The organism is Bacillus nitroreducens, assembly GCF_964021195.1.
Map to the genome: position 1 here is coordinate 263,010 of NZ_CAXHYI020000001.1, position 25,475 is coordinate 288,484.

Genomic DNA, 25,475 nt, shown 5'->3' on the forward strand with positions numbered 1-25,475 from the left:
GGCAACCAAATTTCAACGATCTTTTTTTAGAGTACTCGATTCTGTTTTCGATAGTCTCTTTATTCTCATAACATTACAGTCACTAAGAGCGTTCTTATATAAGATGACATTTGGTAAAACATGAGAATAACCATTTGAAAGAAGGTTTTAGTTGGTATGAGAAAAAAGATTGGTATAATAGGTGGTATGGGGCCACTTGCAACAGTTGATTTAATGAATAAGATTATCCAATGTACACCTGCCAGTAAGGATCAGGATCATTTGCATGTCATTGCAGATAATTATCCACAAATTCCTGATCGAACTGCAGCCATTTTAGGAAATGGAGAAGACCCCCTCCCTTTCATGCAACAATCCGCAAAGCGATTAGAAGCGGCTGGTGTGGACTTAATCGCTATTGCCTGTAATACAGCTCATTATTTTTGGAAGGGCATTCAAACTGCTGTGTCCGTACCTATCTTGCATATGCCAAAAGAGACGGTTGCATTTATTCATCATTCTGGATGTAAACAAGTAGCTCTTTTCGCTACAGATGGAACGATTGCAACGAACTTATACCAAGATGAGCTCTTAAAATACGGTATACAAATCAAATTGCCTGACAAACTCACACAGGCTAAAATAATGGAAGCGATTTATTCCATTAAAGGCGGAGATCTTTCAAAAGGAAAAACTTTGATCATGCAAGCCGCTCAAACCATGCAAGAAAATGGCACAGATGCTATAATAGCAGCTTGTACAGAAATCCCACTCGTTCTTAGCGACAAAGATGGAATGAATGTAATCGATCCTAGTCAAATACTAGCAAAAACGATTGTGGAAGTTTCATTGGGTAATAGAGTCCTACATTACTAGTTAGATACACCTAAGGAGGAGTTTTTCATGAATCAATATCGTATTGAAAAAGATTTTCTTGGAGAAAAAGAAGTTCCTGTTGATGCTTATTACGGAATCCAGACCCTACGTGCTGTTGAAAATTTTCCGATTACCGGTTATCGAATTGATAAGGAATTAATTGTTGCAATTGCAATGGTTAAGAAAGCAGCTGCATTAGCCAATATGGATGTGAAGCATTTATATGAAGGCATTGGTAATCCAATTGTACAAGCAGCTGATGAAATTATTAATGGACACATGCACGATCAATTTATCGTAGACCCGATTCAAGGTGGAGCTGGAACTTCTATAAATATGAATGCAAACGAAGTGATTGCCAATCGTGCACTTGAAATACTAGGACATGAAAAAGGAAATTATATCGAAATTAGTCCTAACAGCCATGTGAACATGTCTCAATCAACAAATGATGCATTTCCAACAGCACTTCATATTGCGACACTTAATTTAATTGAAAAATTAGTGAAAACGATGAAGTATATGGAAGATGTCTTCCAACAAAAAGCAGTCGAATTTGATCATATCATTAAGATGGGGAGAACACATCTTCAGGATGCAGTACCCATTCGACTTGGACAAGAGTTCGCTGCCTATGCCCGCGTTGTAAGACGTGACATCAAGCGGATTGAACAATCTCGCCAACATTTATATGAGGTGAATATGGGGGCAACTGCCGTTGGTACTGGGCTAAATGCCGAACCACGCTATATTAAAAATGTTGTGGGCTATCTAGCTGATATTAGCGGACTTCCATTAGTGAGTGCTGAACATTTAGTAGATGCGACTCAAAATATCGATGCCTATGCCGAAGTATCTTCTGCATTAAAAATAAGTATGATGAATATGTCTAAAATCGCTAATGACCTACGATTAATGGCATCTGGTCCACGCGCAGGACTTGGAGAACTGATTTTACCAGCTAGACAACCTGGTTCCTCCATCATGCCAGGGAAAGTAAACCCAGTTATGCCTGAAATGATTAACCAGGTTGCATTCCAAGTGATTGGAAATGACCATACAATCTCGTTAGCTTCAGAAGCTGGCCAATTTGAGTTAAATGTAATGGAGCCTGTATTGGCATTCAATTTACTTCAATCACTCAACATCATGAAAAATGCATTCCAAGCATTTACGGATTATTGTCTATCAGGAATTAAGGCAAATGAAGAACGAATGAAAGAATATGTAGATAAAAGCGTTGGCATTATTACCGCAGTAAATCCTCATATCGGTTATGAAGTTGCTGCACGAATTGCTAGAGACGCAATTGTAAATGGAAAACAAGTTCGTGACCTTTGCTTGCAATATGATATTTTAACGGAAGAGGAATTAGAGCTTATTTTAAATCCATTTGAAATGACTGAACCAGGAATTTCTGGAGCAAGATTGCTAGAAAGAGTATAAAATAAGGATAAGAATCCTGTCCCCCTTTTAGGGACAGGATTCTTTTTTATATGGCCTTTACCATACCACCGTCAACTACATAGGCTTGCCCAGTCATATAAGAATTTGCATCTGAAAGTAAAAACGTAACAAAGTTTGCGAATTCTTCAGGTGTGCCATAGCGTTTTAATGGAATCGTTTCTTTGAACATTTGTTGCACTTCTTCAATAGACTTTCCAAGTTTCTCAGCATTCACGTTATCCAAGTGGGCCACTCTATCGGTTGCTATTCGACCTGGTGCAACTGTATTAATTAGGATATTATACGGTGCTAATTCGTCAGCTAATGTTTTCGCTAACCCTACAATACCAAGTCGGAAGGTATTCGAAAGTATCAATCCAGGAATAGGTACTTTTATGGAAGTTGAAGCAATGTTGACGATCTTCCCACCCTTTTCTTTCATATAAGGTAGGGTCCCACGAATCATTCGGATATAACTTAATAGATTTAATTCAAATGCCGCCTGCCAAGCTTCATCATCTAATTGATCAAATGTACCCGCTGGAGGTCCTCCCGCATTGTTAACAAGAAGATCAATTGAGCCATATGTATCAACCGTTTGTTGTATTAACGCCTCAATGTCCCCTGTTTTGGTAATGTCTGTTTGATGATAAGAAACGCTTCCCTTACCAAATGCTTGAAGCTCATTTTGTACCGCTTTCAATTTTTCCTCATTCCGACTTGCTAGCATCACATTAGCCCCTTCTTTCACGAGCTGTGCGGCAATGGCTTTCCCAAGACCTTGACTAGACGCTACAACGATCGCTGTTTTTCCATTTAGATTAAGTTCCATCTGTTGTTCACTCCTTAGAATTAAGTGGTTATTCTTCTATTCTAGCTCACTATCTTCCACTTTTTGATAATTATTTCTTAAGAGATCTTTATTTTTACGTAAGGCAAACCAACTATGTTTACGAAAAAAAACCTAGTGAAAATGCAAAAAGAACAAAACCAGATGTAAGGATGCATACTATAGCATTTCTTTTTCTACTTTCTCTTTTAGTTCGGAAATGCCCATAACTAAAAACATTGCACCTAAACAAAACATCATATGAGGCATGAATTCATCGTTACCCGTTATCAATCCATACAACGCTATGAAGAATGCAAACACCGAAAAGCCAATCCTCACGATCGTTAGCAAAAAAGATCCCCCGTCCATTCAGACAATAGATTCATATCCAACAAATCTATTACAAGTTGGGTGTTCAACCAAGAAGCAAACTTGCAACGACTTATACTAAAAGTACCAAACGATACCTTTTACTTATTTTACCATAAATTGATGTTTTCAATGGTAGACCTGTCTATAAAAAAGATCAGCTCCAAAAAAAAGAGCTGACCCCACTTATCTATTTCGTCACTGAAACTTCGACCTTTTTATCCACCTGTGGTTTTCGGACAAATAATTCTGTTCCCATTAGTACACCAACAATGATCATCATAAAACCAACTAATTGAATTAATTTAAAAGGTTCATTTAATAGTAGAACAGATCCGACTAATGAAAAAAGTGGTGCAAGATTTAAGAAGATGGCTGCTTCACCAGGTCCAACTTGAGAAATAGCAAAGTTATAGCACAGATTTCCAATTCCTGTTGAAATAATCGTAGATGCGATAAAAATGAGCCAAACGTAAGACGGGGCAGCTCCGATGGCACTCATAACTTGCCCTTCCATTGCGAAGCTTAACATCATTAAAAAGCCCGCACCCATTAACAATGCGTAACATGTGATTGTTTTTGTATTTAATGTATATGATGCTTTTCTGATAAAGAGAAAACTCAACGCTTGTGCAATCACTGATAAAAAGATAAATAAATCACCAATTGAAAGTTTTGTAAAAGACCCTCCTCCTACAATTAAAATAAAATAAATCCCAGTAATCCCCAAAATGACACCGCTTATTTTTAAAATCGTCATTCTTTCTTTTAGAAAAAGAACCGCAAAGATATTGGTTACAAGCGGTATGAGAGCAAGTATTGATGCTCCGTTTGTAGCACTTGTGCTCACTAAGCCAACTGACAGCAACGCTTGGTGTCCAAAGATCCCCGTTAATCCACTTAATGCAACATACCCAAACTCTCGACCCGTCATTTTTTGGAGATCCCTTTTCATGTATAAAAAGGCAAAAATCACGATACCCGCAGCTAAGATACGTAGTCCAGTAATGGAGACAGGTGGAAAATGATGAACCAATACTTTAATCGCAACAATATTAAGCCCCCACGAAATCATTACAAACAATAACAAACCATATAAGGAAAGTTTCCTCACCATTCATCCATCCATTCCTTGGTAATGCATCTATTATACTTCATTTCTATTGAAAAAAAGCTCGAAAAAAAGCCCAGTAGAAAAACTCCTCCTACTGGACTGAGAGCACTGAAAAAGTCCCTTTCTAAAATTGGTGTTGATTTCCGCTGCAGCCACTCGCATTCCGCGGGCGGTCCGGGAGCCTCCTCGTCGCTGTGCTCCTGCGGGGTCTCCCCTGGCCACGCTTTTCCCGCAGGAGTCTCGTGCCTTCCGCCCAATCAACATTAATTAAAAAGGTATTATTTTCTCTGAATTTGAGAAAATAATACCTTTTTTCATTGTATAATGGTTGTATCAATTCTATGTGGGTGGGTTCTATGATTCAAAAACAACAATCAATGAATTTTAGTCCGTTTATGCAAATCTATGATATTGTCGTTCCGCAGGATAATATGCTACGGAAAATTAATGAACTTGTGGACTTCTCTTTCGTATAACCCAGGGTGAAATGGTATCATATGCATAAAAAAGACGACTTTTAATTCAAAAAATGAATTTTAGTCGTCTTTTTTGATTTATCAATTTAATCACCTATAAAAAACGTAAGTTTTTCAGCTGCCTCTACTGGACTAGACCTCTTTTTAATAAATTCATCTCGGTTTGAAAATTCCTAAATGCAACATCTCGAGGCTCTTCATTGGCAAATGCATGAATTAAATTTCTAAAAAAAACGGATGTCATGATTTGCATCGCATGAAATAACTCTCGCTCATCTTTAATATTCATATCACTCGTATTAATCCGTAAACTTAACTCTTTAAAATTTTCATTGTACTCGTGTTCACTTGTCATTTGATCGAATGTACGTTCAATTTTGTGGGTCATATTGAGCAAAGCATTTTTTAAGAAAGTCAGTTCATCTTTTTCATTTAAAAATAGTGTGAAAAATTCGTTAAAGGTGGTAAACAAATCACCCTTATTTACCTCTAACATCGTGAGGAAGACGGCCTTTTTTTCCTTTGCAAATTCTCCTAATAAGAAGAAAAAGGCATCCTCTTTGTCCTCAAAATATTGATAAAAGCTGCCACGGGAAATCCCTGCCGATTTAATAATATTGGAAATGGATGCATCAAATAATGGGACACTAGAAAATTCCTTTTTTGCTGCTTTAATCAATGTTTGTTTTTTATCATCAGGTAAATTAAAAAATGTAATCTTAGGCATTTCCTTTCTCCCTTATCACAGCTAGTTAACTAATGGCAAAAAGTCGTATGGAAGAAAAATCTTATCTTCATTGCTGTACATTTCAGCCTCTTTCGTTGATTCTTTTATTTTGTTCATTTCCTTCTGAAGTTTTTCCATTTTTTTATCTAATTGAGATGCAGTAACAGCTGCTTCCTTTAATTCATCTTTGATATGCTGTGGAATTTCTTTATTGTACTTGTAGTAAATTTTATGTTCTAGGCTTGCCCAGAAATCCATTGCGATTGTTCGGATTTGAACTTCAACATCTATTAATTCTTCGCGGTCCGACATAAAAATAGGGATTTGCACAATTAGATGCAAACTTTGATACCCATTCGGTTTTGGATTTTTTATATAATCCTTGCATTCAATTAAGGTAATGTCCTTTTGTTGTTGAAGCATCTTACTGATTTTATAAATATCCGATATATATGAGCACGTAATCCGAATCCCCGCGATATCATGTATGTTTTCTTTAATAGACGCAATAGAATAGTCATACCCTTTACGATCGATCTTATTTAAAATGCTCTCAGGCGATTTCAACCGAGAGGAAACATGTTCAATTGGGTTGTAATCATGAATATATTTAAATTCTTGCTTTAAAATATTGATTTTAGTCATCATTTCTTCAATTGCAAACTTATACGGCATCATAAAACGTAAAAGTTCAACTTTCATATCTCTCAATTGTTCAATTCTAATACCTACAGACATAATTTGTCTCCCTTACTTAGAGTTAATGCGAGTTTTTGAAATCATGTTAAACTTCGTTCTGTGATTGGTTTCTTGCAGATTGACGCATTGACACCAAGCGATTGAAGCTTCTTAACGAGTTCTCGTAATGTTAATTTGTTCACTTCATTATTAGGTTTAGTTTTTGTCATGACATCATGTCACCTCACTGTCTCTATTTTATATGACACGGTGTCACTAATCAATAAAAAGTGACACATTGTCACATTTTGTTCACATGGTTCGAATATGTGTTACATAAACAGTGGTTTCGGATTCATCACAACTTATTTCACTAATGTCTGGCGGGTTCAACCGATGTTTCCGACTGGCTTTGCGAAATACTTTTGGCTTTGTCCGAATCAGTATGGAATTCGGACTTTCATAGCCGCACTTTTGCTCTAGCTGTCCAAATCAACTACTGATTCGGACTGGCATACTCTAAATCTATCTGGCTTTCAACGCAGCTGTTTGCTCCCTCCGTCCAAGTTAGCCTATATCCATATTCCAAAGTTCAACTTAAACACAATAAAAAAAGCGCATCCAAACAACATTTGTTTAGATACGCCTTTACCGTAATTTTTGCTCTATATTACTCCAACCTATAAAGCCGTACTTGTCTTTTCCACGACGGTTTTCTTTTCGGCTAGTTCGGGGTGTGCTTTTCGAACAACACTCGGTCTCGTAAGAATAAGTACAACCACAATTAAAACGGCGGCTGATGTGATTAAGATATATTGACCTGGTAGAACGTCGTATAAATAGCCGAAAATAATCATTCCAAGTGGCATTAATGCGACGGCCATAGATTCCAAGATCGAAAACACTCGGCCTTTGAAGTCATCGTCAATCATCTTTTGCATCATTACTTGAATTGGAGTATTAACAACGATAATCATTGAACCAAATGTAAACATCGCGATGAAATAGTACGCGAATACGGACCAATACGATAATGAGATGATTAGAGGAACGGACATCATTCCCATCATAACCCCCATCCCGATAATACCGCGTTTTGAGACAAGGAACGGAAACTTCACTTCTTTTCGAACGGAGAAGTAGATCGAGAATAAGAGCATACCTACTGCAAATGCCCCTTGTGTGAATCCAAAATGCTGTGATTCTAGTTTTAGTTTTTCAATCAGAATGAACGAGTACCCCACTTCAAATGCACCGAATAGAAAGTTCACGATTAACGAGATCCAAATCATGATCATGAGGACCTGTTTGGTTTTTAAATAGCCAATACCTGCTTTCATGCTTTGCCACATTGTTTCCTTCAGTTCTTGTTCTTCTTTCACCTTTCGTTTTGCGAACAGATTGAAATTCATCGTCGATTCTAATAAAACGGCAAGAACGGAAGCGGCAATATACATCCCTAAAAATACTTCCATAGTAACGGTCCCATATAGGAGACCACCAACTGCTGGGCTTCCAATCGCTGCAAATGACATGGAGATTTGGTTCAATGACATTGCTCGTTGAATTCGATCCTCGTCGACTAAACCTGTTACCGATGAAGTAAACGTGACGCCTGTAAATGAAGTTGCGATCGATAAGACAACAGTTGTTGTGTAAATCGCAATCAGTGATAAACCATAGGTCATGCTGACGATGAGTAGCCCGACGATGGCTAGTGTTGTAACGAGTTGTGAAATAATAATAATTTTTTTCCGAGAATATTTGTCCGCCGCATATCCTGCAAGCGGTGCCACAAGTGCCCTAGGCAAAAGATTACAAATCAAATTTGTCGCAAAACTTGTCGCAGACCCTGTTAGTTGAAGTATATAAAAGCTAATTGCGAATGCGTAGACTTGTGCGCCGAAGGAAGAAATGAGTTTACTAATTGTGAATGTAAATAAATGATACGTTGCCCGTTTGAGCTTTTGTTGTTCATTCATGTGAAATCCCCCAAACCAGAAAAGTTTAATTTAATTAAACAAATCATATCATCAAATTTCTTTCTTTTCAACAAAAAGTTTAATATAATTAAACAAAATAACAAAAAGCGGCAGGCGCCTAGAAATTAGATCGTCGACTACCTTCTACCACGTTTTTGTGCAGGTACAGTCATTAGAAGAAAACCAACCCCCACTCGATTGGATTAAACCAATGATCTAACGGCGCCGTGCGCTAGACAAATAAAAAAATAGGGAGTGTCCCACTCAACATGCTTGGCGAACGAATACGCAAATTACGCAAACAGAAGAAATTAACATTAGAAGAACTAGCAGGTAAAAAACTAACAAAAGGCATGCTAAGTCTCATTGAAAATAACAAAGCAAATCCATCGATGGAGAGCTTAACCTATATAGCAGAACGATTAGGAATTGAAGTATCCGAGCTTCTGAATGAAGTGAATTTCGATGAATTAAGGGAAACATTAGAGGAAGCTGAAACGATATATACAGTGGATTATAACGAAGATGAAGAGAAATATAAAAAACTAAAAGCCCTCATTGAACCAGTGGTTCCGCAGTTATCTCAAGGGTATGAAGCCGCTCGATTACTCGAGCTATATGGATATAGCCTTTATTGGGAAAAGGAGAAAAATTGGCAGGAGCCGCTGGATCGCGCTGCCATACTGTATGACAAAATGAATGTGACAACTAGAAGAGTGAATATTGCGCGTTTTCGAGGACTTGTCTATCTCATCAACTATCAATATGATGAAGCCCTAAAAACCGTCCTTCACGAACGGAAAGAAATTGAAAAAAATCATGTCTATTTAGACCCAGTCTCTCGATTAGACCTAGATTATCATGAAGCCGTCCTCTACTTTGCTGTAGGAGATACAGATTCTGCAAAACGAGTGATGGATGAAGCCATCGCATTTTCGAAAAAAAATAAAACATTTTATTTAATTGACGATTTATATAGATTGGCGGCTGCGGATGCCATGATGGCTGGTGACCGTCCACTGCATGAGCATTATTTAAAAAAATTGAGACAGTATGCGGAGTTTTCTGAGGATAAAATGTCAAAGGTGGCGGCTGAACTCTTTTACATTGAATCGCTTAATTCAGTTACACATGATTATCAAAAAGCACTCCAAATGGTTGATACGTTTATTGAAGATCCAGAATTCCAACAACAACAATTTAAGGAATGGTTTTTTCTCGAAAAAGGAAAAGCACTTCGTGGGCTTGGTCGATATCAGGAAGCAATAGAATATTTCGACCAAGTAGAAATCCCAGATTACCACCATCATCCATTTGATTTGTCTCAATTTTATTTAAAAGAAACACATAAAGCACTCTGCCTAGTTGAGTTAGGTAAACGAGATATGGCGCTCCTAGCAGCGAAAAAGGCTGTGGATTTGTTTGACCATTTGCCAAATTCACCTTATAAAGAATTTAGCATAGAAACTTATAAACAAATTTCTTCAACTAAATAATCAATCAACAAAAAGGTATTTTTCCCAGAAGAAAAATACCTTTTTATGTTAGTCTGTAAGCTCTAAAGCTGTTTTTGTAATGGAGAGATCACTTTGAAGTTGTTCACCTAAATCACCAGGGTGATACATCCCATTAGCAATCATGTAATCGGAAATGTTTTTATGGGTTTCCACCGCATGACGAAGCTGTTCGCGCAGAACTTGCCTTACTCTCGGTGTAGATACTTCCGTAATCGCAAATGCCAGATTCCGAACACTGGCTTTTGCAGAAATTAGACAATCTGTTGCAATCACCTGATCGGTCATCCCGCCCATACCGATTAACTTTTTAAAAATATCATTCATTGTCTTCTTTGCTCCTATCTGTAATCAATTCCTGAAGTTGAGTGATAAATCTTCTTCCTGATTCAACATCATTCGTTAAAATACTTTTTAACTGTGGGTCTTGAACGAGCCCACTCATCGTAAATGCTTTCGTGACACATAAATTTTTAAAGGTTAACAATTCATGAACCTCAAGGGTTTCGTGAAGCCCCATGTACTGTGTCAATTGTCTTCCCCCTTTCTCACTCTTCATACGCTTAGATTTCCTTTGGCTATGTTTCTTATCCCTTCTCCCCTCATACTAATTTTGGCAATCAATCTTTCACCATTTTTCACGTAAAATAGGTCATCCTAAAAATTAAAAAGGAGTGACGTTTCGATGAACCTTGATGCTCTCGGCTTCCATGAAACGATGGAAACCCATGAAATGATCAATTTTAAAACAATCTGCTTAGTGCGTTCGAAGCTTATGCAAGGCATTTGTTTTGATAATGATTTAAAAGCCTTGATGGAAAAGGATGTACACCAATCGATTGCAGCGATTGAAGAACTGAAGGAACTCTATGAAAAAGCACGAACAAATTCAGACAGAAGGTGAGAACGAATGAATCAAGATTACTTAGATCCCAAATATGCAGAAGGAATGCCTAAAATGGCAGACGCTTCTTTTGCAATGGATTTTTTACTATCGGTTAAAACTGGAATACGCTATTATGCCGTTTCCCTAACCGAAACAGCGAATCAAGAATTACGTGAAGCGTTGTATCGTCAAATGGAACAAGCGATTGATCTACACGAGGAGCTATCAGATTTAATGATTCAAAAAGGTTGGCTCTATCCAAATGATGTTGAAAAACAAATTGAGTTAGACCTGAAATCAGCAGACATGGCTCTTGCGATCGCCAGAATGGAGCTTTTCCCAATTGACACAGACAGACGTGGAACGTTTGCAACACCGAATAAATAAGGGGTAGGAGGAAAATTTAGATGAAGGCTGTTACATATCAAGGCATCAAAGATGTTGCTGTAAAAGAAGTCGACGATCCTAAAATCCAGAAAGCGGATGATATCATCGTCAAAGTCACAAGGTCCGCCATTTGTGGATCCGATTTGCACTTAATCCATGGAATGATTCCAAATACACCTGAGAACTTTATCATCGGGCATGAACCCATTGGGATTGTCGAGGAAGTGGGACCAGAAGTAACAAAGCTAAAAAAGGGTGACCGCGTAATCGTCCCTTTCAACATGGCATGTGGGAAGTGTTGGTATTGTATGAATGATTTTACAAGCCAATGTAATGAAGCAAATGAAAATGGAGAAATGGGCGGATTTTTAGGCTACTCCGAGACCACAGGTGGTTTTGCTGGTGGACAAGCAGAATATTTACGCGTCCCTTACGGAGACTTTACCCCTTTTAAAGTCCCAGAAGATAGTGAATTGGAAGATGAGCAACTTGTTTTATTGGCAGATGCTTCTTCCACCGCCTATTGGTCGGTTGACAATGCGGGCGTTAAAAATGGAGATACCGTTATCGTACTTGGATGTGGACCAGTCGGGCTCCTCGTCCAAAAATTCGCTTGGATGTTTGGTGCAAAAAGAGTCATTGCCGTTGATTATATCGACTATCGACTCCAGCATGCGAAACGAACAAACAATGTGGAAATCGTGAATTTTGAACGTGAAGAAAATGTGGGGAATTACCTAAAGGAAATCACGCAAGGTGGAGCAGATGTTGTCATTGATTGTGTAGGGATGGACGGAAAAATGACGCCACTCGAATTTTTGGCAACTGGTTTGAAACTACATGGCGGTTCAATGGGAGCAATCGTGACAGCCGCTCAAGCTGTCCGTAAATGCGGAACCATCCAAATCACAGGTGTATATGGAATGAGATATAATGCGTTTCCGCTTGGTGATATTTTCCAACGAAATGTTCAATTAAAAATGGGCCAAGCACACGTAATCCCTATCATACCAAAGCTACATGAACTCGTGTCTGAAGGTAAATTCGATCCAAAAGACATCATCACCCATGTTCTCCCTCTTGACCAAGCAAAACATGGATATGAAGTATTTGACACAAAGACAGAAGATTGTATCAAAGTTGTACTGAAGCCGCATTAATCGAAAGAGGAACTTGGCCAACATTTCCAAGTTCCTTTTCCCGTTTTTGATTATTTATTTAGAACTCATTTTTTGATATTATACATAAAAGAACAAGCATGATAGAAAAAAGGTGAAGAGAATGGAGTATCAAGTTTTACTTTATTATAAGTATATAGAAATTGAGGACCCACAAGCATTTCGAGATGCTCACTTTGAATTTTGTTCATCCCTCGGATTAAGAGGCAGAATTCTTGTAGCTACAGAGGGCATAAATGGGACCGTTTCGGGTACAGTTGAACAGACTGAAAAATATATGGAACATATGCGGAATGATCCCCGTTTTTCAGACATGGTTTTTAAAATAGAAAAAAGTGAAGGACATGCTTTCAAAAAGCTAAAAATAAAAGTGAAGCCTGAGATTGTTAATTTAAGTCTAGAAGAAGACTTAAATCCAAATGAGGTAACGGGGAAGCACCTTTCACCAAAGGAATTCTACGAGACCATGCAAAACGAAGATGTGATTATCCTAGATGCAAGGAATACGTATGAGTATGATCTTGGCCATTTTAAAGGCGCGATTCGACCAGACATTGAAACGTTCCGTGAGCTGCCAAAATGGGTGGAAGAGAACTTAAGCGAACACAAGGATAAGAAAATTTTAACCTATTGCACAGGCGGCATTCGTTGTGAGAAATTTTCTGGTTTTCTTGTCAAAGAAGGATTTAAAGATGTTTCTCAGCTAGAAGGCGGCATCATTACGTACGGGTACGACCCAGAAGTAAAAGGTGCGCTTTGGGACGGAAAGTGCTATGTGTTTGATGAGCGCATTTCGGTACCAGTCAACCGTACTGGTGAAGAAACAGTGGTCGGAAAATGCTATCATTGTGGCAAACCTGAAGAACGCTATGTGAAATGTGGAAACCCTGAATGTAACAAGCATTTGTTACTATGTGAAGACTGCGAGCATGAGCATTACAGAGCATGCAGCAACGAATGCAAAGAGCACCCTCATAACCGATATGTAAAAGAACATCAGTTAGCGTAAGAAATAAAACCTGCTCAGCACACATTTGAGCAGGTTCTATTTGATAGCTGTAACATCGGTATCTGAGTTTGCATACGCTTCGATTTCCTCTGAGTTAAAAAACACTTTTCCGTGTTCTTTCTGTTGTGCCACTTTATACATCGCTCTAGCAACCGTTTTTCCTTCGATTGCTCGATATTTTTGAAGTGGACCTACAAACATGAACTTGACAGTCTTAAACAGGATCGCACCGATTTGTTCTCCTAACCGAAATTCATCTCGCTTACCAAGTAAAAGAGATGGTCGAAAAATCGACAGGTTCTTGAATCCTATTTTTTGAATTCTCTCTTCAAGTTCCCCTTTCATTTTCGGATAAAACAACCTAGCATTCACATCGGCATTCATGGAACTTACCACCAAATAGTGCTTTGCCCCAATTTCTTTCGCGATACGTGCGATCTCAACTGGATACAAAACATCAATTTTCCACATCGCTTCTTGAGTCTTTGCCTTTTTAATCGTAGTACCTAAACAGACAAACACATCATCAACCGCAAAATAGGTTTTGTATTCATCAAGATGATCGAAATCAACAATCACCTCAACTAACTTTGGATGTTCGATTTCAAGCGGTCTTCGAACAAGAGCATACACTTTTTTATATTCAGGTGCCTTCACCAAAAACTGTAACAGTTCATTCCCTATTAACCCAGTTGCTCCTGCAAGTAAGGCTATTTTCCCTTCCACGTTTCCACCTCCATTTTATTTCGATAAAAACAATTTGATTCTCACACAAGTATACCCGTATATTTCATAAATAGCATTCAACGAGATTCATAAGATTAGGATAGTTTTATAGGACATTTAATGGTAGAATAGGCAATAAGCACCATTTCAATCTATAAATGTATATATTTTTCAACATTTTTAGTAAAAAAACCCAAAGTAGTAAAATCTGTACTATAATAGAATCATCTATTTTCTAACTATTTGATATATTATAAAATCTTACTACTTTACGTTGAAGGTGACCCATGGAAATTACAAAGCATTTATTATTTAACCTTGCATTACTTATCATTATATTATTTATCGGTTTAATATGGTTTGAACGAAAAAGAAACTTTAGAATATCAAAAGCAGAGGCACTAGTAGGGTGTATTGTGCTTTTATTAGTTTGCGTTACATTTTCCTTTAAGCCGTCACCCTCGTTTCACTATGACCTCCGAATAATTCCAGTTATAATCGGTGGACTGTATGTTGGTGTTGGTCCATTTGCATCGATTGCGCTCATCATCATTCGAGCGTTTTATGGCATAGATACGGGATTCTATGCTACTCTTATCACCTATTTATTCCTTGGCTATCTCTTATGGAAGCTCTACCCATGGTTTTGGAAACAAAGCTCGAGTAAGAGAATATGCATTTCGGTTTGCATTACATTTGTTTTTTCTATCATAACTGTATCAGCGATGCAAATTACCACACCATCTCAAAACCCTTTTGATGCTTGGTTTGCTTTTTCTATTATTCCACCGCTAGGAATCGGAGTTTTATCCTATTTCATTGAATTTGTTCGAAAGAATCTACTATTACGTCAAAGGGTTTTAAAGACGGAAAAGTTACGGGCTGTCGAACAAATGGGTGCAGCCATTTCTCATGAAATTAGAAATCCATTAACAGCTGCGATGGGATTTGTGCAATTGTTAATGTCTAATAATCTTCCACGACATAAACAAAATGAATACCTGTATATTATAAAAGATGAACTAACTTCTGCTGAGCAAGTCATTCAAGACTATCTTACCTTTTCAAAACCAGCTTTAGAAAAGATTGAAGTTCTTCATGTAAAACGAGAACTACAGCAAGTCTTGTCCATCTTAAGACCAATTGCGAATCAAAACTCAGTCGAAGTTATTACTAATTTTGCCTTGATCGGTTCCATGGCTGGCGATCGCCAAAAATTTCACCAATGTTTTATTAACGTCATGAAAAATGCAATTGAAGCCATGCCAGGTGGGGGTCGATTATATGTTGAAACAAAATTTGATCGCTCACATATCACCATTACAGTAAGTGACACAGGCGTAGGGATGACAAAGGAACAGATTGATAGACTTGGAGAGCCCTATTACTCTACAAAAGGTTCAAAAGGAACAGGCCTCGGCATGATGGTTGTCTATAGCATTGTAAAAGCAATGAACGGAACCATTCGAGTTACCAGTACAGTTGGAGAAGGAACAGAATTCACATTCAACTTCCCTTCTATTCAGTACATAAGCGAGACTCACGAATTTCAAAAAGATAATGTCGGGTCTTAAACCATTTATAATGAACAAATAGGCTTAGAGGAGCATTTCCTCTAAGCCTATTTGTACTTTATAAGATTATCGTTATGTTTGTTGGAAAAACAACGTCTTTGCAAGGGGATTTGCGGATTCGCTCATGCTTTTGCGCGCTCACTCAAGTATTTGCGCTTTCACCCTTTGTACATGCCCCTGTCAAATAGACAGTTTAAAAACGCACAAAATTAAGCTACCTGAGTCCTATATTCAACAGGACTCATTTCTAATTTCGTTTGAATACGTTTATTGTTATAATAGTTAATGTAAGCTTCTACTGCTTGTCGTACTTCAATTACTGTTTCAGGTTGGCTGAAACAAAGCATTTCACATTTCAAATGCCCAAAGAAGTTCTCAATACATGCATTGTCCCAGCAGTTGCCTCTGCGGGACATAGATTGGGTAATACCCATATCTTGTAGTCGCTTCATATACCGATGGTTTGTGAATTGAGTGCCTTGATCGCTATGCAAGATCGCTCTTTTCTCAAACCCTCTTTTTTTCAGGTCATCTAATGCCCTATATACTAGTTTCATCCCCTGATTCGTTCCGATTGAATAAGCAACGATCTCCCCATTGTATAGATCTTTTATTGCACATAAATAGATCCATTTCTGAAAACTTTTTTTCACTTCAATATACGTAATATCAATCGCTAATTTAATTCCTGGTCTTATCGCATGAAAATTTCTATCCAATATGTTCGTTATTATTCCATTTGGTTGAGGTCTATTTTTGAACCTTTTTCTGCGAATTTTACATTGTATTCCATATTTGCGCATGATTCTTGAAATACGTTTCTCATTTACAATCAAACCATATTCTTTTTTCAATAAAAGTTTGATTCGCTTTCTACCAACAGTTCCTCGATGATCTGTAAATATCTTATGGATATAAAGAAATAAAGACTCATCAATCCTATCCTGATTATTGTTTCCATTCCTTTTTAACCATTTATAATAACCAGAACGTGATACCTTCGTTATTTCCACCAATTTTATTACTGGATATTGGGTTGAATACGCATGAATAAAAGCGTATTGTTCTTCTTTATCGTTCACCCCCTTTTTAGACGCAACAACTTTTTTAAATATTCATTCTCCAACTTTAGTAATTCATACTTTTCTTCTAACGTTTTTGCCTTCTTACTCTTCCCCTGACTATTCGTCCCCCTTGCATCGTTTAAGGCAGAATACCCCTCGGCTCTAACCTTCTCTACCCAATCATATACTCTACGTTGATTTTTAATCTCGAATTTCTTAGCTAATTCAGCAGCTGAATGTCCCTCTAAAAACATCTCTACAACTTGTTTCTTTAAATCATATGAATAATTATTTTGAATTCTCATTTTATACACTCCCCCTAAACTAATGTAACACTAGAGAGTGCGTTTTTCTAAAATTGTCTACCATATAGGTACAATAACACAATGATTTGCGCTTTCACCCTTGTTTTTGCGCGCTCACACAATTATTTGCGTACACACTCAAGCTTTTGCGCGCTCACACCGGAATTTGCGCACTAAACAAATCTTTGCGCATTCACACTCGAATTTTGCAAAAACAGGCTTCTACATAGATATGCACACCACATAAGCAAAAGTAATACTCTTCCTCTACGAGTCATAACTTTTTCTAATATCAATATATAAAATATTAGTAATTTTCTAACATATAAGGTTGTTATATGATAAAAGTAAATAGATCGCAATGGAGGAGAAAAAATGGACATCAAAACTGATGTGAAAAAGCAATTTGGGCGAAGTGCTGCATCTTATGTTACAAGTGAAGGACACCGAAAAGGTGGGGATTTACAAACATTAGTCGCAATGGTGAATGCGACTGGTACGGAGCATGCTCTAGACATCGCTACAGGTGGTGGCCATACAGCCAATGCACTTGCTCCGATAGTCGGAAAAGTGACTGCGTTGGATTTGACACCTCAAATGTTAGCAGCTGCTGAAAAGTTTATCAGAGGAAATGGTCATGAAAATGTTGAGTTTGTTGAAGGTGATGCTGAAAAACTACCATTTTCAGATGAAACGTTTGATATTGTATCATGTAGAATCGCGCCGCATCATTTTCCAAACATTACCCGTTTCGTAAGTGAAGTATCTCGTGTATTAAAATCAGGTGGTCAATTTCTATTAGATGATAACGTTGTTCCTGAAAACAACGAATTCGATGAGTTTTACAACACTGTTGAAAAAAAGAGAGACTACAGTCATTTCCGTGCCTGGAAAAAGACAGAGTGGATTCAAATGCTTGAAAGTGAAGGTTTTGAAATTCAAGAACTCTACCGTTTCGATAAGCCGTTTGATTTTGAAAGCTGGGCCGACCGCATGCATTTGTCAGACTCTGAAAAAGCTGAATTAACGGATTATATGGTAAACGCCTCTGACAAGGTGAAACAAAAGTTTCGCATTCAAATCGAAAATCAAAAAGTCATTACCTTCCAAGGGGAAGCCGTTGTGTTAAACGCTACGAAACTATAGATGTGTCTAGACTATTGCATTTCAACCCTAATTGAAGACATTTTTTCAGAAGCAAAAGCAGTGAACTTCCGTTGAAATCCACTGCTTCTAATCTGTTTTATAATGCATAACAATGATTGAGCGGTCCACTGCCTTTACCAAGGTCAAGGCCAGCTTCGATTGCCCCAGTGATGTAGCGTTTTGCTTCCTGAATACTTGTTTTGATGTCCTCTCCGTTTGCTAGATTACATGCAATTGCTGATGAGAGTGTGCATCCAGTACCATGTGTATTTGGGTTGCTAATTTTCGCACCTGGGAACCACGTAAATTCTCCCTCACTATATAAGAGGTCATCTGCCGTATCTTCAAGATGGCCACCTTTTATTAGAATGGCGCCCTTATATGTTTCCGACAATTTTTTGGCAGCCACTTGCATGTCTTCCTTCGTACGAATTTCCATCCCTGCAAGAGCTTCTGCCTCATGAATATTTGGTGTAATAATCGTAGCTAATGGTATCAAACGAGTGATTAAAGCATCCATTGCTGAGTCACTCAATAACTTACTTCCACTTGTCGAAATCATTACAGGATCCACCACAATATTGGAAGGTTGATATTGTTCCAGCTTTTCTACAATTTTATGAATAATGCCAGGTGAAGAAACCATTCCTATTTTTACACTATCAGGGAAGATATCCGTCATAATAGCATCTAATTGCTCGCCTACAAATTCAGGTGTAGAATCAAGCACTCCCGTTACCCCCATTGTATTTTGAGCTGTTAAAGATGTAATGGCGCTCATCGCATACATTTTATGGGCTGTAATGGTTTTAATATCTGCTTGGATACCTGCTCCCCCACTACTGTCAGATCCTGCAATCGTCAACACCTTTTTCATCCTCTATCTCTCCTTTACCATTTCAGTTGAAAGCTTTCGTAATTCTTCCGTTGCTGCGGTGATATCTGATTGTGCAAAGATCGCCGATACAACGGCAACACCATCTACCCCACTTCCAGCTAAATCTAGAATATTCGTTTTCGCAATTCCACCAATTGCCACAACTGGAATCGAAACACTCTTGCAAATTTCTTGTACGGTTTCAAATGTCATTGGCTTGGCATCGTGCTTTGTACTTGTTGGGAAAACTGAACCAATTCCAAGATAATCGGCACCTGCTTTTTCGGCTGCAAGCGCTTGTTCCACATTTTGAGCGGATACCCCAAGAATTTTATCTGGACCAATCATTTCACGGACCTTTTCAACAGGTAAATCTTCTTGTCCAACATGTACCCCATCTGCATCACATGCTAAGGCGACTTCCACATTGTCATTAATAACAAAAGGTATGTTATAAAAAGAGGTGAGCATTTTCAATTCAATTGCTTCTTGTAAAAACTCATCATAGTCCAGATTTTTTTCTCTTAGCTGTAGGAAGGTAATTCCACCTTTAAGAGCTGCTTCTACTTGCTCAATTAATGTTTGATTCCCTGTCCAAGCACGGTCCGTTACTGCATATAACAACATCGATTCTTTATCTACTTTCAATGTTCATCCCACCTTGTAATTGTGTAAAATCTAACTTACTCATTGAATCAATTAAATATGTTCGGAAAGAAGAAGTACCACCATTCATCTCTTCATTTTTTTGATAAGCCAATTCCCCGCAATACCCCATGGCAGTTACAGCTGCAGCCGTACTTTTTAATACTTCCTGTGGGTTTGCTCCACAATAAGCTGCGATGACAGAAGATAGCATGCAACCTGCCCCTGTTATTTTTGACATCATCGGATGACCATTTCGAATCACGTATGCTTCGTCTGTATTGGCTACGATATCAATGGCGCCAGTGATGGCGATGACGGCACCTGTTTGTTGACTAACTTGTTTCGCGAAGTGGATCATTTCATCGATATTTTCCTCGTTGATAACGTCTTCTGCAGCTGCATCCACACCCTGTGTGTTTCCATTCCCTGCGTGTACCGTTTTGATTTCTGATAAATTGCCTCGAATGACCGAGAAATGAACCTCATCTAGAAGGCGATAAACAGTTTCTGTCCGTAATGTAGAAGCACCTGCCCCCACTGGGTCTAATACAACAGGATGGCCAATTTCATTGGCAGCTTTCCCTGCTATGATCATCGATTCAATCGTTCTCTCATTCAACGTTCCAATATTGATTACAAGTGCACTACAAATACGGGTAATATCCCCCACTTCCTTCGGATCATCCGCCATAATTGGTGAACCCCCACAAGCAAGCACCATATTTGCAACATCATTCACTGTCACATAGTTTGTAATATTATGGACGAGCGGTGTGTTCTCTCTCACATTAGCTACAATTTTCTCGAACATCTTAATTCCTCCAGACCAAATAAAAATGCGGTATACCTGAAAAGATATACCGCATGAATACACATACACATGATTCCCTACGTTGGCATTATCCAAATCAGGTTAAGGGTCAAAGCTACAATCCGCTTACTCTCAGCCCACCTGCGTGAGCTCCCCTACAAATATTCAACTGAACCTATTATAACACAACGTTGGGAAATGTGGGGAAACAAGGGGACGGTTCTTAAAGGGGACAATCGGAAGTTTTGCGCGAAAGAAGGCACATTGAACGGTTATGAACCGTTCAATGTGCCTTCTTCTTTTTGTGTGCTATTACGTAATACGCAAAATTTTTGATTGCCAAGAAGAATGAAGTCGCGGTCTCGGCCTATGGGAATTCATTCTTTGCTTTTCTCTTGTTCTTCGTGATTTCCTTGGTTTAGATCTGTAAAAAGTGTATTTTTTCATGGACAATTTGATATTTGGGCATACTTTCCCCCTCCCCATTTAAGCGGCTTTAAAAAAGTGTATTTGGTTTGAGGTTTTCAAGGTACTTCTTCTTTTTCTGAAACAAATGATTTAAGGTGTGAAACCTTACAAGATGGACATAACGTGACATCTTTCCCAGTAAGTTTAGAAATGATTTCAATCGTATTTAGTCCTTCAAAATCTGGTTTGTAACTGGGACTATTGGTTAATTTTCTACAGAGTGAAAGCTTTGTTTTTTTATTTCGGTTGGCAAGTAGTCCGTAATGTCTGATTTTTACTAATCTCTTCGGGAGTATATGCATTAAGAATCGCCGAATAAATTCTACACCTTTCATGGTAACCGTCTCTTTTTTACTCTTTTTTCGATAGTCTTTTACTCGAAATGTCACCGTATCTTTATTGATTGAAACAATCCGATTGTTAGAAATAGCGATACGATGAGTATAGCGACCAAGGTATTGAACCACAGCTAGGGGGCCCGAAAAGGTCCTTTTCGTGTAGCTGTACCAGTTAAGTGAATAACATTCATCTATTAAACTCTGAAACTTCCTAGGATTTTTATATTGTTTAGCGTCATTATAAAACTCGAGTAAACCAGATTCATAATATTGTTTTAAATAATAGAGATACTTTCCACGGAACTTTTTGGATAATACTTTTACTGGGATAAAGAACTTTTTACTCGAAGCACGCCACTGGTTTTGCTTAGAAAGCCCTCCTGCCATTACTACCGAGTGAATATGAGGGTGGTAATGCAAATTTTGACCCCAGGTATGTAAAACTGAGAACTGACCTATTTGTGCTCCTAAGTATTTGGGATCCAAAGAAAGTTCTGATAAAGTCTCTGCGACAGCCTTGTACATTAAATCATAAAGTAATTTCTGATTATGATAAATGACCATGTGTAGTTGTTCTGGCATGGTAAATACCACATGAAAGTACGGGGCGTTAAGAATATCCTTTTTTCTTTTATCGACCCATACTTCTTTGTTGACCCCTTGACACATCGAACAGTGCCTGTTGCGACAGGAATTATAACTTACTTGATAGTGTCCACATGTGTGACATGAGTAGGCATGTCCACCCAACTTAGATGTTCTACAGTTCATGATAGCTTGTGCTGCTTTGTATTGTTCTCTGGACAATCTGTATTTCTCCTTGTACTCTGGATAGAACTTTAAGAAAACTTCCTGAACGGTGTTCATACTTGATGATCTCCATGAGTATCCAAGGGACTCTTGATTCCCATAAGACTTTTAGAGGTCATGTGTAGGTACTTTTCTGTTGTAGTAAACCTTTTATGTCCAAGCATTTGTTGGATATACACAGGCTCTACACCATCCTCTAATGCATGCGTGGAAAAACAATGTCTTAAAGTATGCGAAGAAATATTCGTATCAAGTTTGAGTTGATCCCTAAGCCTAATAATCGTATTCTTAATACTTTTGACATGAATATGATCGGATGGATTTCTCCCTGGAAAAAGCCAGTCATTCGGTTTAAAGTTTTTTGTGAAATGTATTTTGAAATATTCTCGAAGCACTTTCAGTGCTGTTTCCGATAAAATGGTATACCTATTGGTATTGTGTTTTGCATTTTCAACACGAACTCGCATGGTCTTACTACAGATATCACTTATCTTTAGTTTGGCTACTTCGCTTACTCTGAGCCCACTTCCATAGATTAAATGAAGGATGGCTTTATGTTTTAAATTGTCGGTTGAATTTAATAGTAAGAAAACATCGTCTTTTGATGGGATGACAGGAAATTTTTGAATTCTTTTCATCCTAGGAATTTTTCTATTGTTCCAATCTTTGTCTAACACGTAAGTGTAAAAGAATTTAATAGATGAAATATAATTATTTATGGTTCCAGCTGAAAGGCCTCTATCTCTTTTGAGATAAAGGATGTATTGTTGGATATCCTCTACCGTCATATCTTCTACGGATTTATTTTGTTCCTGGAGGTAATGTAGAAAGGCTCTCATTCTACGCCAATAGGATTCTCTTGAAGAATCTGGGGTACCCTTAAGTTCAAAATACAGCTCGACTTGTTGTTCATACTGCTTCATGTAAGTTCCTCCTGAATGAAATTAATTACTTTGAATCGTAATAAAATCAACAATCAAGGAGGGCCTCTAAACTTAAGGAAAATATAGTAATATATTTTTTGTGAAATACGTGGTATAATCTTCATTAGAAAAAGTATGTCCTTTCTTGGATTGTTTGGTTTGGCGATTAAACAATACCACAAGGTACATACTTTTTCTATTTTTTTATGCTTTTTTGGTCTTAGAGGGCTTTTTTAGATCCATCGCGTAGCGATTTCGTTCTTCTCTTGTTTCCCTAATTTTTTCCTGTTCCAAAACAATAAAGCCTTTTATTTCTATATTTTAGCCTCTTTTCTAAAAGATTGTTGCTATTGGATAAAACCAACCTTTTGATTTCAGCGGAAGGTGGCGACTCCTCGAAAATGTATTCACATTTTTCTTCGTGCGTGGGTTGATTCAAGGAAGCTTTTCAAAGTCCTGCTCAGAAAAGCGTGAGACTTGAGACCCCGCAGGAGCGTTTAGTGACTTGTCCAGTTGCAGCGGCTAGAAACTCGAGAAATTTTAACTCCTCCTTCAGAGGCAAAATACACCTCTTTGTCGGAGTCTTCGACGCACAGGACGTGCTAGTGCCGACGTCGCCACAGGACGTGGCGATTTTAGTCGGCCAATTTTCTCGTTTTGAGTTCAAGCCGCCTCCACATTTCGTTGAGGAGGCTCAAGCCACGCCCGCTTAAAAGCGTCCACCTGCAGCGGAAATCAATTGTGTCCATAACAACAAAGTTTGCGAAAACAGCCATATTTTAAGAATAAAAACACAGAGCCTTCTCATTTTAAGCATCATCGATCAGCCTATATTATAAATATCCCATTGCTATCGAAATAATAATAGTGTATGATACATAGTATAAAATTAATACTGTATATCACATAGTATCAAAAATGAGGTGGGTGAATGAGTAATTTATTAAACTCATTAATGACAGAGCTTAGAAGAGGAACATTGACACTCGCGGTTTTAAGTCAATTACGAACTCCCCAATATGGGTATTCCCTTGTTCAATTATTAGAAGGATCAGGAATTGACATTGACCAGAGTACCCTTTATCCATTGCTTCGTCGACTGGAAAAACAAGAGTTAGTCACAAGTAGTTGGGACACAACCGAAAGCAGACCCCGTAAGTATTACATTTTAAGCGAATACGGGTTAGAAATCTTTTTGCAGTTAAAAGAGGAATGGATTCGAAATTCGAAAGAGCTATACAACTTATTAGAGGGAGAGGAAGATTATGAATCTGATTGATATCTACATTCAGGAAGTTACTCGTAGACTTCCCGAAAAAAGTCAGGAAGATATTGCACTTGAGTTAAGGTCCACTATCGAGGATATGCTGCCTGATGATTATACTGAAGATGATGTTAAAAAAGTGTTAACAAAGTTAGGAAGCCCAGCAAAATTAGCAAGCGGTTATCAAGATCGCCCGATGCACTTGATTGGTCCCCGCTATTTCGACGTCTATGTGACATTGTTAAAAATGATTGTCCCAATCGCTGCTGTCATTTCACTTATTTCCGTTTTTCCAGAATATTTCTGGGACTATCAAGGAGATGAAGCACTTCTTAACGTAATATTAGACCTGCTTGGCTTGGGGATTTGGAGAGTCTTTGAAGTTTCCGTTCAAACGTTCTTTTGGTTTACTCTCGTGTTTGCCATTATTGAAAGAGCAGATAAAGCTAAAGGTGATCAGCCAGTGACAACGAGTCTGAAAGAATGGGCACCAGACGATTTAAAATCAATCACCTATGTCCCGAAGAAAAAAGCTATTTCTAAATTTGAAGTTTTCGGGAGCTTACTATGGACAGCAATCTGGGCAACTCTTTATTTTTACGCGGATAAACTTATCGGCGTTTATGAGAAAGGTAGTAACGGACTTGAATTTGTCATACCTGCTTTAAATCAAGATGTATTAGATCGGTTCTGGCTACTAGTCGTACTCTTAATTGGGATAGAAATTGCAGTCGCTTTATATAAACTCATCATAGGGAAATGGACAAAAGCCCTGGCCTTCTCCCATACTGCGATGGAGATCATAGGAGTCATTGTGTTCATCATCCTACTCACACAACCTAATTTCTTAAATCCGGATTTTGTCACCTACATGACCAATGATTTATTTACCATGAACCCAAATCAATTCAACACCTGGTTCATCGTAACAGTCATCATGATCTTCATCATCTCAGCAGCAATCAGCATCTACGATGGCTTTCGTAAATCCCGGATTCGATAAATAAGAATGAAACATGGGGACGGTTCTCATGTTCGCCTATTTTTTTCCAAAAATCACAAAACAAC

At 38.0% G+C, this 25,475-nt stretch carries 28 protein-coding genes and 1 riboswitch; of the genes, 11 read left to right on the forward strand and 17 right to left on the reverse strand.

What is annotated here, in order from left to right:
• The first annotated feature begins 156 nt into the window (after nucleotides 1–156).
• Nucleotides 157–855 (forward strand): aspartate/glutamate racemase family protein, encoded by a 699-nt coding sequence (locus tag ACWPVE_RS01370; RefSeq protein WP_453990161.1) that lies wholly within the window; start codon nucleotides 157–159, stop codon nucleotides 853–855.
• A gap of 27 nt (nucleotides 856–882) precedes the next feature.
• Nucleotides 883–2,301, forward strand: a complete 1,419-nt coding sequence (gene aspA / locus ACWPVE_RS01375; protein WP_453990163.1) for an aspartate ammonia-lyase — start codon at nucleotides 883–885, stop codon at nucleotides 2,299–2,301.
• A 46-nt stretch (nucleotides 2,302–2,347) separates the two neighbouring features.
• On the opposite strand, the gene ACWPVE_RS01380 is transcribed toward aspA, so the two are convergent.
• From ACWPVE_RS01380 to ACWPVE_RS01410, 7 genes are all read right to left on the reverse strand, one after another.
• The gene (locus tag ACWPVE_RS01380) at nucleotides 2,348–3,133 is read right to left on the reverse strand and encodes an SDR family oxidoreductase (RefSeq protein WP_453990165.1); all 786 of its coding nucleotides are present in this window, start codon (nucleotides 3,131–3,133) and stop codon (nucleotides 2,348–2,350) included.
• A 177-nt stretch (nucleotides 3,134–3,310) separates the two neighbouring features.
• The gene (locus ACWPVE_RS01385) at nucleotides 3,311–3,484 is read right to left on the reverse strand and encodes a hypothetical protein (protein WP_453990166.1); all 174 of its coding nucleotides are present in this window, start codon (nucleotides 3,482–3,484) and stop codon (nucleotides 3,311–3,313) included.
• A gap of 208 nt (nucleotides 3,485–3,692) precedes the next feature.
• Nucleotides 3,693–4,619 carry a DMT family transporter gene (locus ACWPVE_RS01390; protein WP_453990168.1) on the reverse strand — a complete coding sequence of 309 codons (927 nt, stop codon included), beginning with the start codon at nucleotides 4,617–4,619 and terminating at the stop codon, nucleotides 3,693–3,695.
• 597 nt (nucleotides 4,620–5,216) lie between these two features.
• Nucleotides 5,217–5,819, reverse strand: a complete 603-nt coding sequence (locus ACWPVE_RS01395; protein WP_453990170.1) for a TetR/AcrR family transcriptional regulator — start codon at nucleotides 5,817–5,819, stop codon at nucleotides 5,217–5,219.
• A gap of 21 nt (nucleotides 5,820–5,840) precedes the next feature.
• Nucleotides 5,841–6,557 (reverse strand): GTP pyrophosphokinase, encoded by a 717-nt coding sequence (locus ACWPVE_RS01400; protein WP_453990172.1) that lies wholly within the window; start codon nucleotides 6,555–6,557, stop codon nucleotides 5,841–5,843.
• A 41-nt stretch (nucleotides 6,558–6,598) separates the two neighbouring features.
• Nucleotides 6,599–6,727: a hypothetical protein gene (locus ACWPVE_RS01405; RefSeq protein ID WP_453990174.1), complete on the reverse strand. Its 129-nt coding sequence runs from the start codon at nucleotides 6,725–6,727 to the stop codon at nucleotides 6,599–6,601.
• A gap of 450 nt (nucleotides 6,728–7,177) precedes the next feature.
• Nucleotides 7,178–8,479 carry an MFS transporter gene (locus ACWPVE_RS01410; RefSeq protein WP_453990176.1) on the reverse strand — a complete coding sequence of 434 codons (1,302 nt, stop codon included), beginning with the start codon at nucleotides 8,477–8,479 and terminating at the stop codon, nucleotides 7,178–7,180.
• Between the two features lie 269 nt (nucleotides 8,480–8,748).
• Here ACWPVE_RS01410 and ACWPVE_RS01415 point away from each other — a divergent pair, with 269 nt between their 5' ends.
• On the forward strand, nucleotides 8,749–9,975 hold the full coding sequence (locus tag ACWPVE_RS01415) for a helix-turn-helix domain-containing protein (RefSeq protein ID WP_453990178.1): 1,227 nt from the start codon (nucleotides 8,749–8,751) through the stop codon (nucleotides 9,973–9,975).
• A 48-nt stretch (nucleotides 9,976–10,023) separates the two neighbouring features.
• Here ACWPVE_RS01415 and ACWPVE_RS01420 read toward each other — a convergent pair whose 3' ends face one another.
• Together ACWPVE_RS01420 and ACWPVE_RS01425 are read right to left on the reverse strand one after the other, a co-directional pair.
• On the reverse strand, nucleotides 10,024–10,320 hold the full coding sequence (locus tag ACWPVE_RS01420) for a spore coat protein (RefSeq protein WP_453990180.1): 297 nt from the start codon (nucleotides 10,318–10,320) through the stop codon (nucleotides 10,024–10,026).
• The gene (locus tag ACWPVE_RS01425) at nucleotides 10,313–10,525 is read right to left on the reverse strand and encodes a hypothetical protein (RefSeq protein WP_453990182.1); all 213 of its coding nucleotides are present in this window, start codon (nucleotides 10,523–10,525) and stop codon (nucleotides 10,313–10,315) included. The genes ACWPVE_RS01420 and ACWPVE_RS01425 overlap by 8 nt, the downstream gene beginning before the upstream one ends.
• Before the next feature lie 153 nt (nucleotides 10,526–10,678).
• Here ACWPVE_RS01425 and ACWPVE_RS01430 point away from each other — a divergent pair, with 153 nt between their 5' ends.
• The 4 genes from ACWPVE_RS01430 (at nucleotide 10,679) to trhO (ending at nucleotide 13,453) form a co-directional block, all read left to right on the forward strand.
• On the forward strand, nucleotides 10,679–10,897 hold the full coding sequence (locus ACWPVE_RS01430) for a spore coat protein (RefSeq protein ID WP_453990184.1): 219 nt from the start codon (nucleotides 10,679–10,681) through the stop codon (nucleotides 10,895–10,897).
• Between the two features lie 6 nt (nucleotides 10,898–10,903).
• Nucleotides 10,904–11,266: a spore coat protein gene (locus tag ACWPVE_RS01435; RefSeq protein ID WP_453990186.1), complete on the forward strand. Its 363-nt coding sequence runs from the start codon at nucleotides 10,904–10,906 to the stop codon at nucleotides 11,264–11,266.
• 20 nt (nucleotides 11,267–11,286) lie between these two features.
• Complete coding sequence (locus ACWPVE_RS01440; RefSeq protein WP_453990188.1) at nucleotides 11,287–12,426, forward strand: zinc-dependent alcohol dehydrogenase; 1,140 nt, start codon at nucleotides 11,287–11,289, stop codon at nucleotides 12,424–12,426.
• Nucleotides 12,427–12,547: 121 nt separating this feature from the next.
• On the forward strand, nucleotides 12,548–13,453 hold the full coding sequence (gene trhO / locus ACWPVE_RS01445) for an oxygen-dependent tRNA uridine(34) hydroxylase TrhO (RefSeq protein ID WP_453990190.1): 906 nt from the start codon (nucleotides 12,548–12,550) through the stop codon (nucleotides 13,451–13,453).
• A gap of 36 nt (nucleotides 13,454–13,489) precedes the next feature.
• On the opposite strand, the gene ACWPVE_RS01450 is transcribed toward trhO, so the two are convergent.
• Nucleotides 13,490–14,179, reverse strand: a complete 690-nt coding sequence (locus ACWPVE_RS01450) for an oxidoreductase (protein ID WP_453990192.1) — start codon at nucleotides 14,177–14,179, stop codon at nucleotides 13,490–13,492.
• A 287-nt stretch (nucleotides 14,180–14,466) separates the two neighbouring features.
• Between ACWPVE_RS01450 and ACWPVE_RS01455 the strand changes: the two genes are divergently transcribed.
• Entirely contained in the window at nucleotides 14,467–15,753 is a 1,287-nt protein-coding gene (locus tag ACWPVE_RS01455) for an ATP-binding protein (protein ID WP_453990194.1), read from the forward strand.
• A 209-nt stretch (nucleotides 15,754–15,962) separates the two neighbouring features.
• On the opposite strand, the gene ACWPVE_RS01460 is transcribed toward ACWPVE_RS01455, so the two are convergent.
• Both ACWPVE_RS01460 and ACWPVE_RS01465 read right to left on the reverse strand, forming a co-directional pair.
• Complete coding sequence (locus ACWPVE_RS01460) at nucleotides 15,963–16,835, reverse strand: IS3 family transposase (RefSeq protein WP_453990196.1); 873 nt, start codon at nucleotides 16,833–16,835, stop codon at nucleotides 15,963–15,965.
• Nucleotides 16,832–17,122, reverse strand: coding sequence for a helix-turn-helix domain-containing protein (locus ACWPVE_RS01465; RefSeq protein ID WP_453990198.1), 291 nt, complete (start codon nucleotides 17,120–17,122; stop codon nucleotides 16,832–16,834). Before ACWPVE_RS01465 ends, ACWPVE_RS01460 begins: the two co-directional genes overlap by 4 nt.
• A 375-nt stretch (nucleotides 17,123–17,497) precedes the next feature.
• On the opposite strand from ACWPVE_RS01465, the gene ACWPVE_RS01470 reads away from it, so the two are divergent.
• Nucleotides 17,498–18,268: a class I SAM-dependent methyltransferase gene (locus ACWPVE_RS01470; RefSeq protein WP_453990200.1), complete on the forward strand. Its 771-nt coding sequence runs from the start codon at nucleotides 17,498–17,500 to the stop codon at nucleotides 18,266–18,268.
• 97 nt (nucleotides 18,269–18,365) lie between these two features.
• On the opposite strand, the gene thiD is transcribed toward ACWPVE_RS01470, so the two are convergent.
• The 5 genes from thiD to ACWPVE_RS01495 all read right to left on the reverse strand — a co-directional run bounded on the left by thiD (nucleotide 18,366) and on the right by ACWPVE_RS01495 (nucleotide 23,143).
• The gene (thiD, locus tag ACWPVE_RS01475; protein ID WP_453990202.1) at nucleotides 18,366–19,145 is read right to left on the reverse strand and encodes a bifunctional hydroxymethylpyrimidine kinase/phosphomethylpyrimidine kinase; all 780 of its coding nucleotides are present in this window, start codon (nucleotides 19,143–19,145) and stop codon (nucleotides 18,366–18,368) included.
• Between the two features lie 3 nt (nucleotides 19,146–19,148).
• A complete protein-coding gene (gene thiE, locus ACWPVE_RS01480; protein ID WP_453990204.1) occupies nucleotides 19,149–19,793 on the reverse strand; it encodes a thiamine phosphate synthase in 645 nt (214 codons plus the stop codon).
• Nucleotides 19,780–20,604: a hydroxyethylthiazole kinase gene (gene thiM / locus ACWPVE_RS01485; RefSeq protein WP_453990206.1), complete on the reverse strand. Its 825-nt coding sequence runs from the start codon at nucleotides 20,602–20,604 to the stop codon at nucleotides 19,780–19,782. Before thiM ends, thiE begins: the two co-directional genes overlap by 14 nt.
• A 56-nt stretch (nucleotides 20,605–20,660) precedes the next feature.
• A riboswitch (TPP riboswitch) is annotated at nucleotides 20,661–20,771 on the reverse strand.
• A gap of 357 nt (nucleotides 20,772–21,128) precedes the next feature.
• Nucleotides 21,129–22,277, reverse strand: coding sequence for an IS91 family transposase (locus tag ACWPVE_RS01490; RefSeq protein ID WP_453990208.1), 1,149 nt, complete (start codon nucleotides 22,275–22,277; stop codon nucleotides 21,129–21,131).
• Nucleotides 22,274–23,143, reverse strand: coding sequence for a tyrosine-type recombinase/integrase (locus ACWPVE_RS01495; protein ID WP_453990210.1), 870 nt, complete (start codon nucleotides 23,141–23,143; stop codon nucleotides 22,274–22,276). The genes ACWPVE_RS01490 and ACWPVE_RS01495 overlap by 4 nt, the downstream gene beginning before the upstream one ends.
• A 931-nt stretch (nucleotides 23,144–24,074) precedes the next feature.
• Between ACWPVE_RS01495 and ACWPVE_RS01500 the strand changes: the two genes are divergently transcribed.
• Nucleotides 24,075–24,422 (forward strand): PadR family transcriptional regulator, encoded by a 348-nt coding sequence (locus tag ACWPVE_RS01500; protein WP_453990212.1) that lies wholly within the window; start codon nucleotides 24,075–24,077, stop codon nucleotides 24,420–24,422.
• Nucleotides 24,409–25,410: an HAAS signaling domain-containing protein gene (locus tag ACWPVE_RS01505; protein WP_453990213.1), complete on the forward strand. Its 1,002-nt coding sequence runs from the start codon at nucleotides 24,409–24,411 to the stop codon at nucleotides 25,408–25,410. The genes ACWPVE_RS01500 and ACWPVE_RS01505 overlap by 14 nt, the downstream gene beginning before the upstream one ends.
• Nucleotides 25,411–25,475: the final 65 nt, after the last annotated feature.

Coding starts and splice junctions, on each gene's coding strand:
- ACWPVE_RS01490 (WP_453990208.1), bottom strand. CDS start 22,277: ATGAACACCGTTCAGGAAGTTTTCTTAAAGTTCTATCCAGAGTACAAG.
- thiD (WP_453990202.1), bottom strand. CDS start 19,145: ATGAAAAAGGTGTTGACGATTGCAGGATCTGACAGTAGTGGGGGAGCA.
- ACWPVE_RS01500 (WP_453990212.1), top strand. CDS start 24,075: ATGAGTAATTTATTAAACTCATTAATGACAGAGCTTAGAAGAGGAACA.
- ACWPVE_RS01435 (WP_453990186.1), top strand. CDS start 10,904: ATGAATCAAGATTACTTAGATCCCAAATATGCAGAAGGAATGCCTAAA.
- ACWPVE_RS01405 (WP_453990174.1), bottom strand. CDS start 6,727: ATGACAAAAACTAAACCTAATAATGAAGTGAACAAATTAACATTACGA.
- ACWPVE_RS01440 (WP_453990188.1), top strand. CDS start 11,287: ATGAAGGCTGTTACATATCAAGGCATCAAAGATGTTGCTGTAAAAGAA.
- thiM (WP_453990206.1), bottom strand. CDS start 20,604: ATGTTCGAGAAAATTGTAGCTAATGTGAGAGAGAACACACCGCTCGTC.
- aspA (WP_453990163.1), top strand. CDS start 883: ATGAATCAATATCGTATTGAAAAAGATTTTCTTGGAGAAAAAGAAGTT.
- ACWPVE_RS01390 (WP_453990168.1), bottom strand. CDS start 4,619: ATGGTGAGGAAACTTTCCTTATATGGTTTGTTATTGTTTGTAATGATT.
- ACWPVE_RS01430 (WP_453990184.1), top strand. CDS start 10,679: ATGAACCTTGATGCTCTCGGCTTCCATGAAACGATGGAAACCCATGAA.
- ACWPVE_RS01370 (WP_453990161.1), top strand. CDS start 157: ATGAGAAAAAAGATTGGTATAATAGGTGGTATGGGGCCACTTGCAACA.
- ACWPVE_RS01400 (WP_453990172.1), bottom strand. CDS start 6,557: ATGTCTGTAGGTATTAGAATTGAACAATTGAGAGATATGAAAGTTGAA.
- ACWPVE_RS01395 (WP_453990170.1), bottom strand. CDS start 5,819: ATGCCTAAGATTACATTTTTTAATTTACCTGATGATAAAAAACAAACA.
- ACWPVE_RS01495 (WP_453990210.1), bottom strand. CDS start 23,143: ATGAAGCAGTATGAACAACAAGTCGAGCTGTATTTTGAACTTAAGGGT.
- ACWPVE_RS01465 (WP_453990198.1), bottom strand. CDS start 17,122: ATGAGAATTCAAAATAATTATTCATATGATTTAAAGAAACAAGTTGTA.
- ACWPVE_RS01470 (WP_453990200.1), top strand. CDS start 17,498: ATGGACATCAAAACTGATGTGAAAAAGCAATTTGGGCGAAGTGCTGCA.
- trhO (WP_453990190.1), top strand. CDS start 12,548: ATGGAGTATCAAGTTTTACTTTATTATAAGTATATAGAAATTGAGGAC.
- ACWPVE_RS01420 (WP_453990180.1), bottom strand. CDS start 10,320: ATGAATGATATTTTTAAAAAGTTAATCGGTATGGGCGGGATGACCGAT.
- ACWPVE_RS01505 (WP_453990213.1), top strand. CDS start 24,409: ATGAATCTGATTGATATCTACATTCAGGAAGTTACTCGTAGACTTCCC.
- ACWPVE_RS01410 (WP_453990176.1), bottom strand. CDS start 8,479: ATGAATGAACAACAAAAGCTCAAACGGGCAACGTATCATTTATTTACA.
- ACWPVE_RS01380 (WP_453990165.1), bottom strand. CDS start 3,133: ATGGAACTTAATCTAAATGGAAAAACAGCGATCGTTGTAGCGTCTAGT.
- ACWPVE_RS01415 (WP_453990178.1), top strand. CDS start 8,749: ATGCTTGGCGAACGAATACGCAAATTACGCAAACAGAAGAAATTAACA.
- ACWPVE_RS01455 (WP_453990194.1), top strand. CDS start 14,467: ATGGAAATTACAAAGCATTTATTATTTAACCTTGCATTACTTATCATT.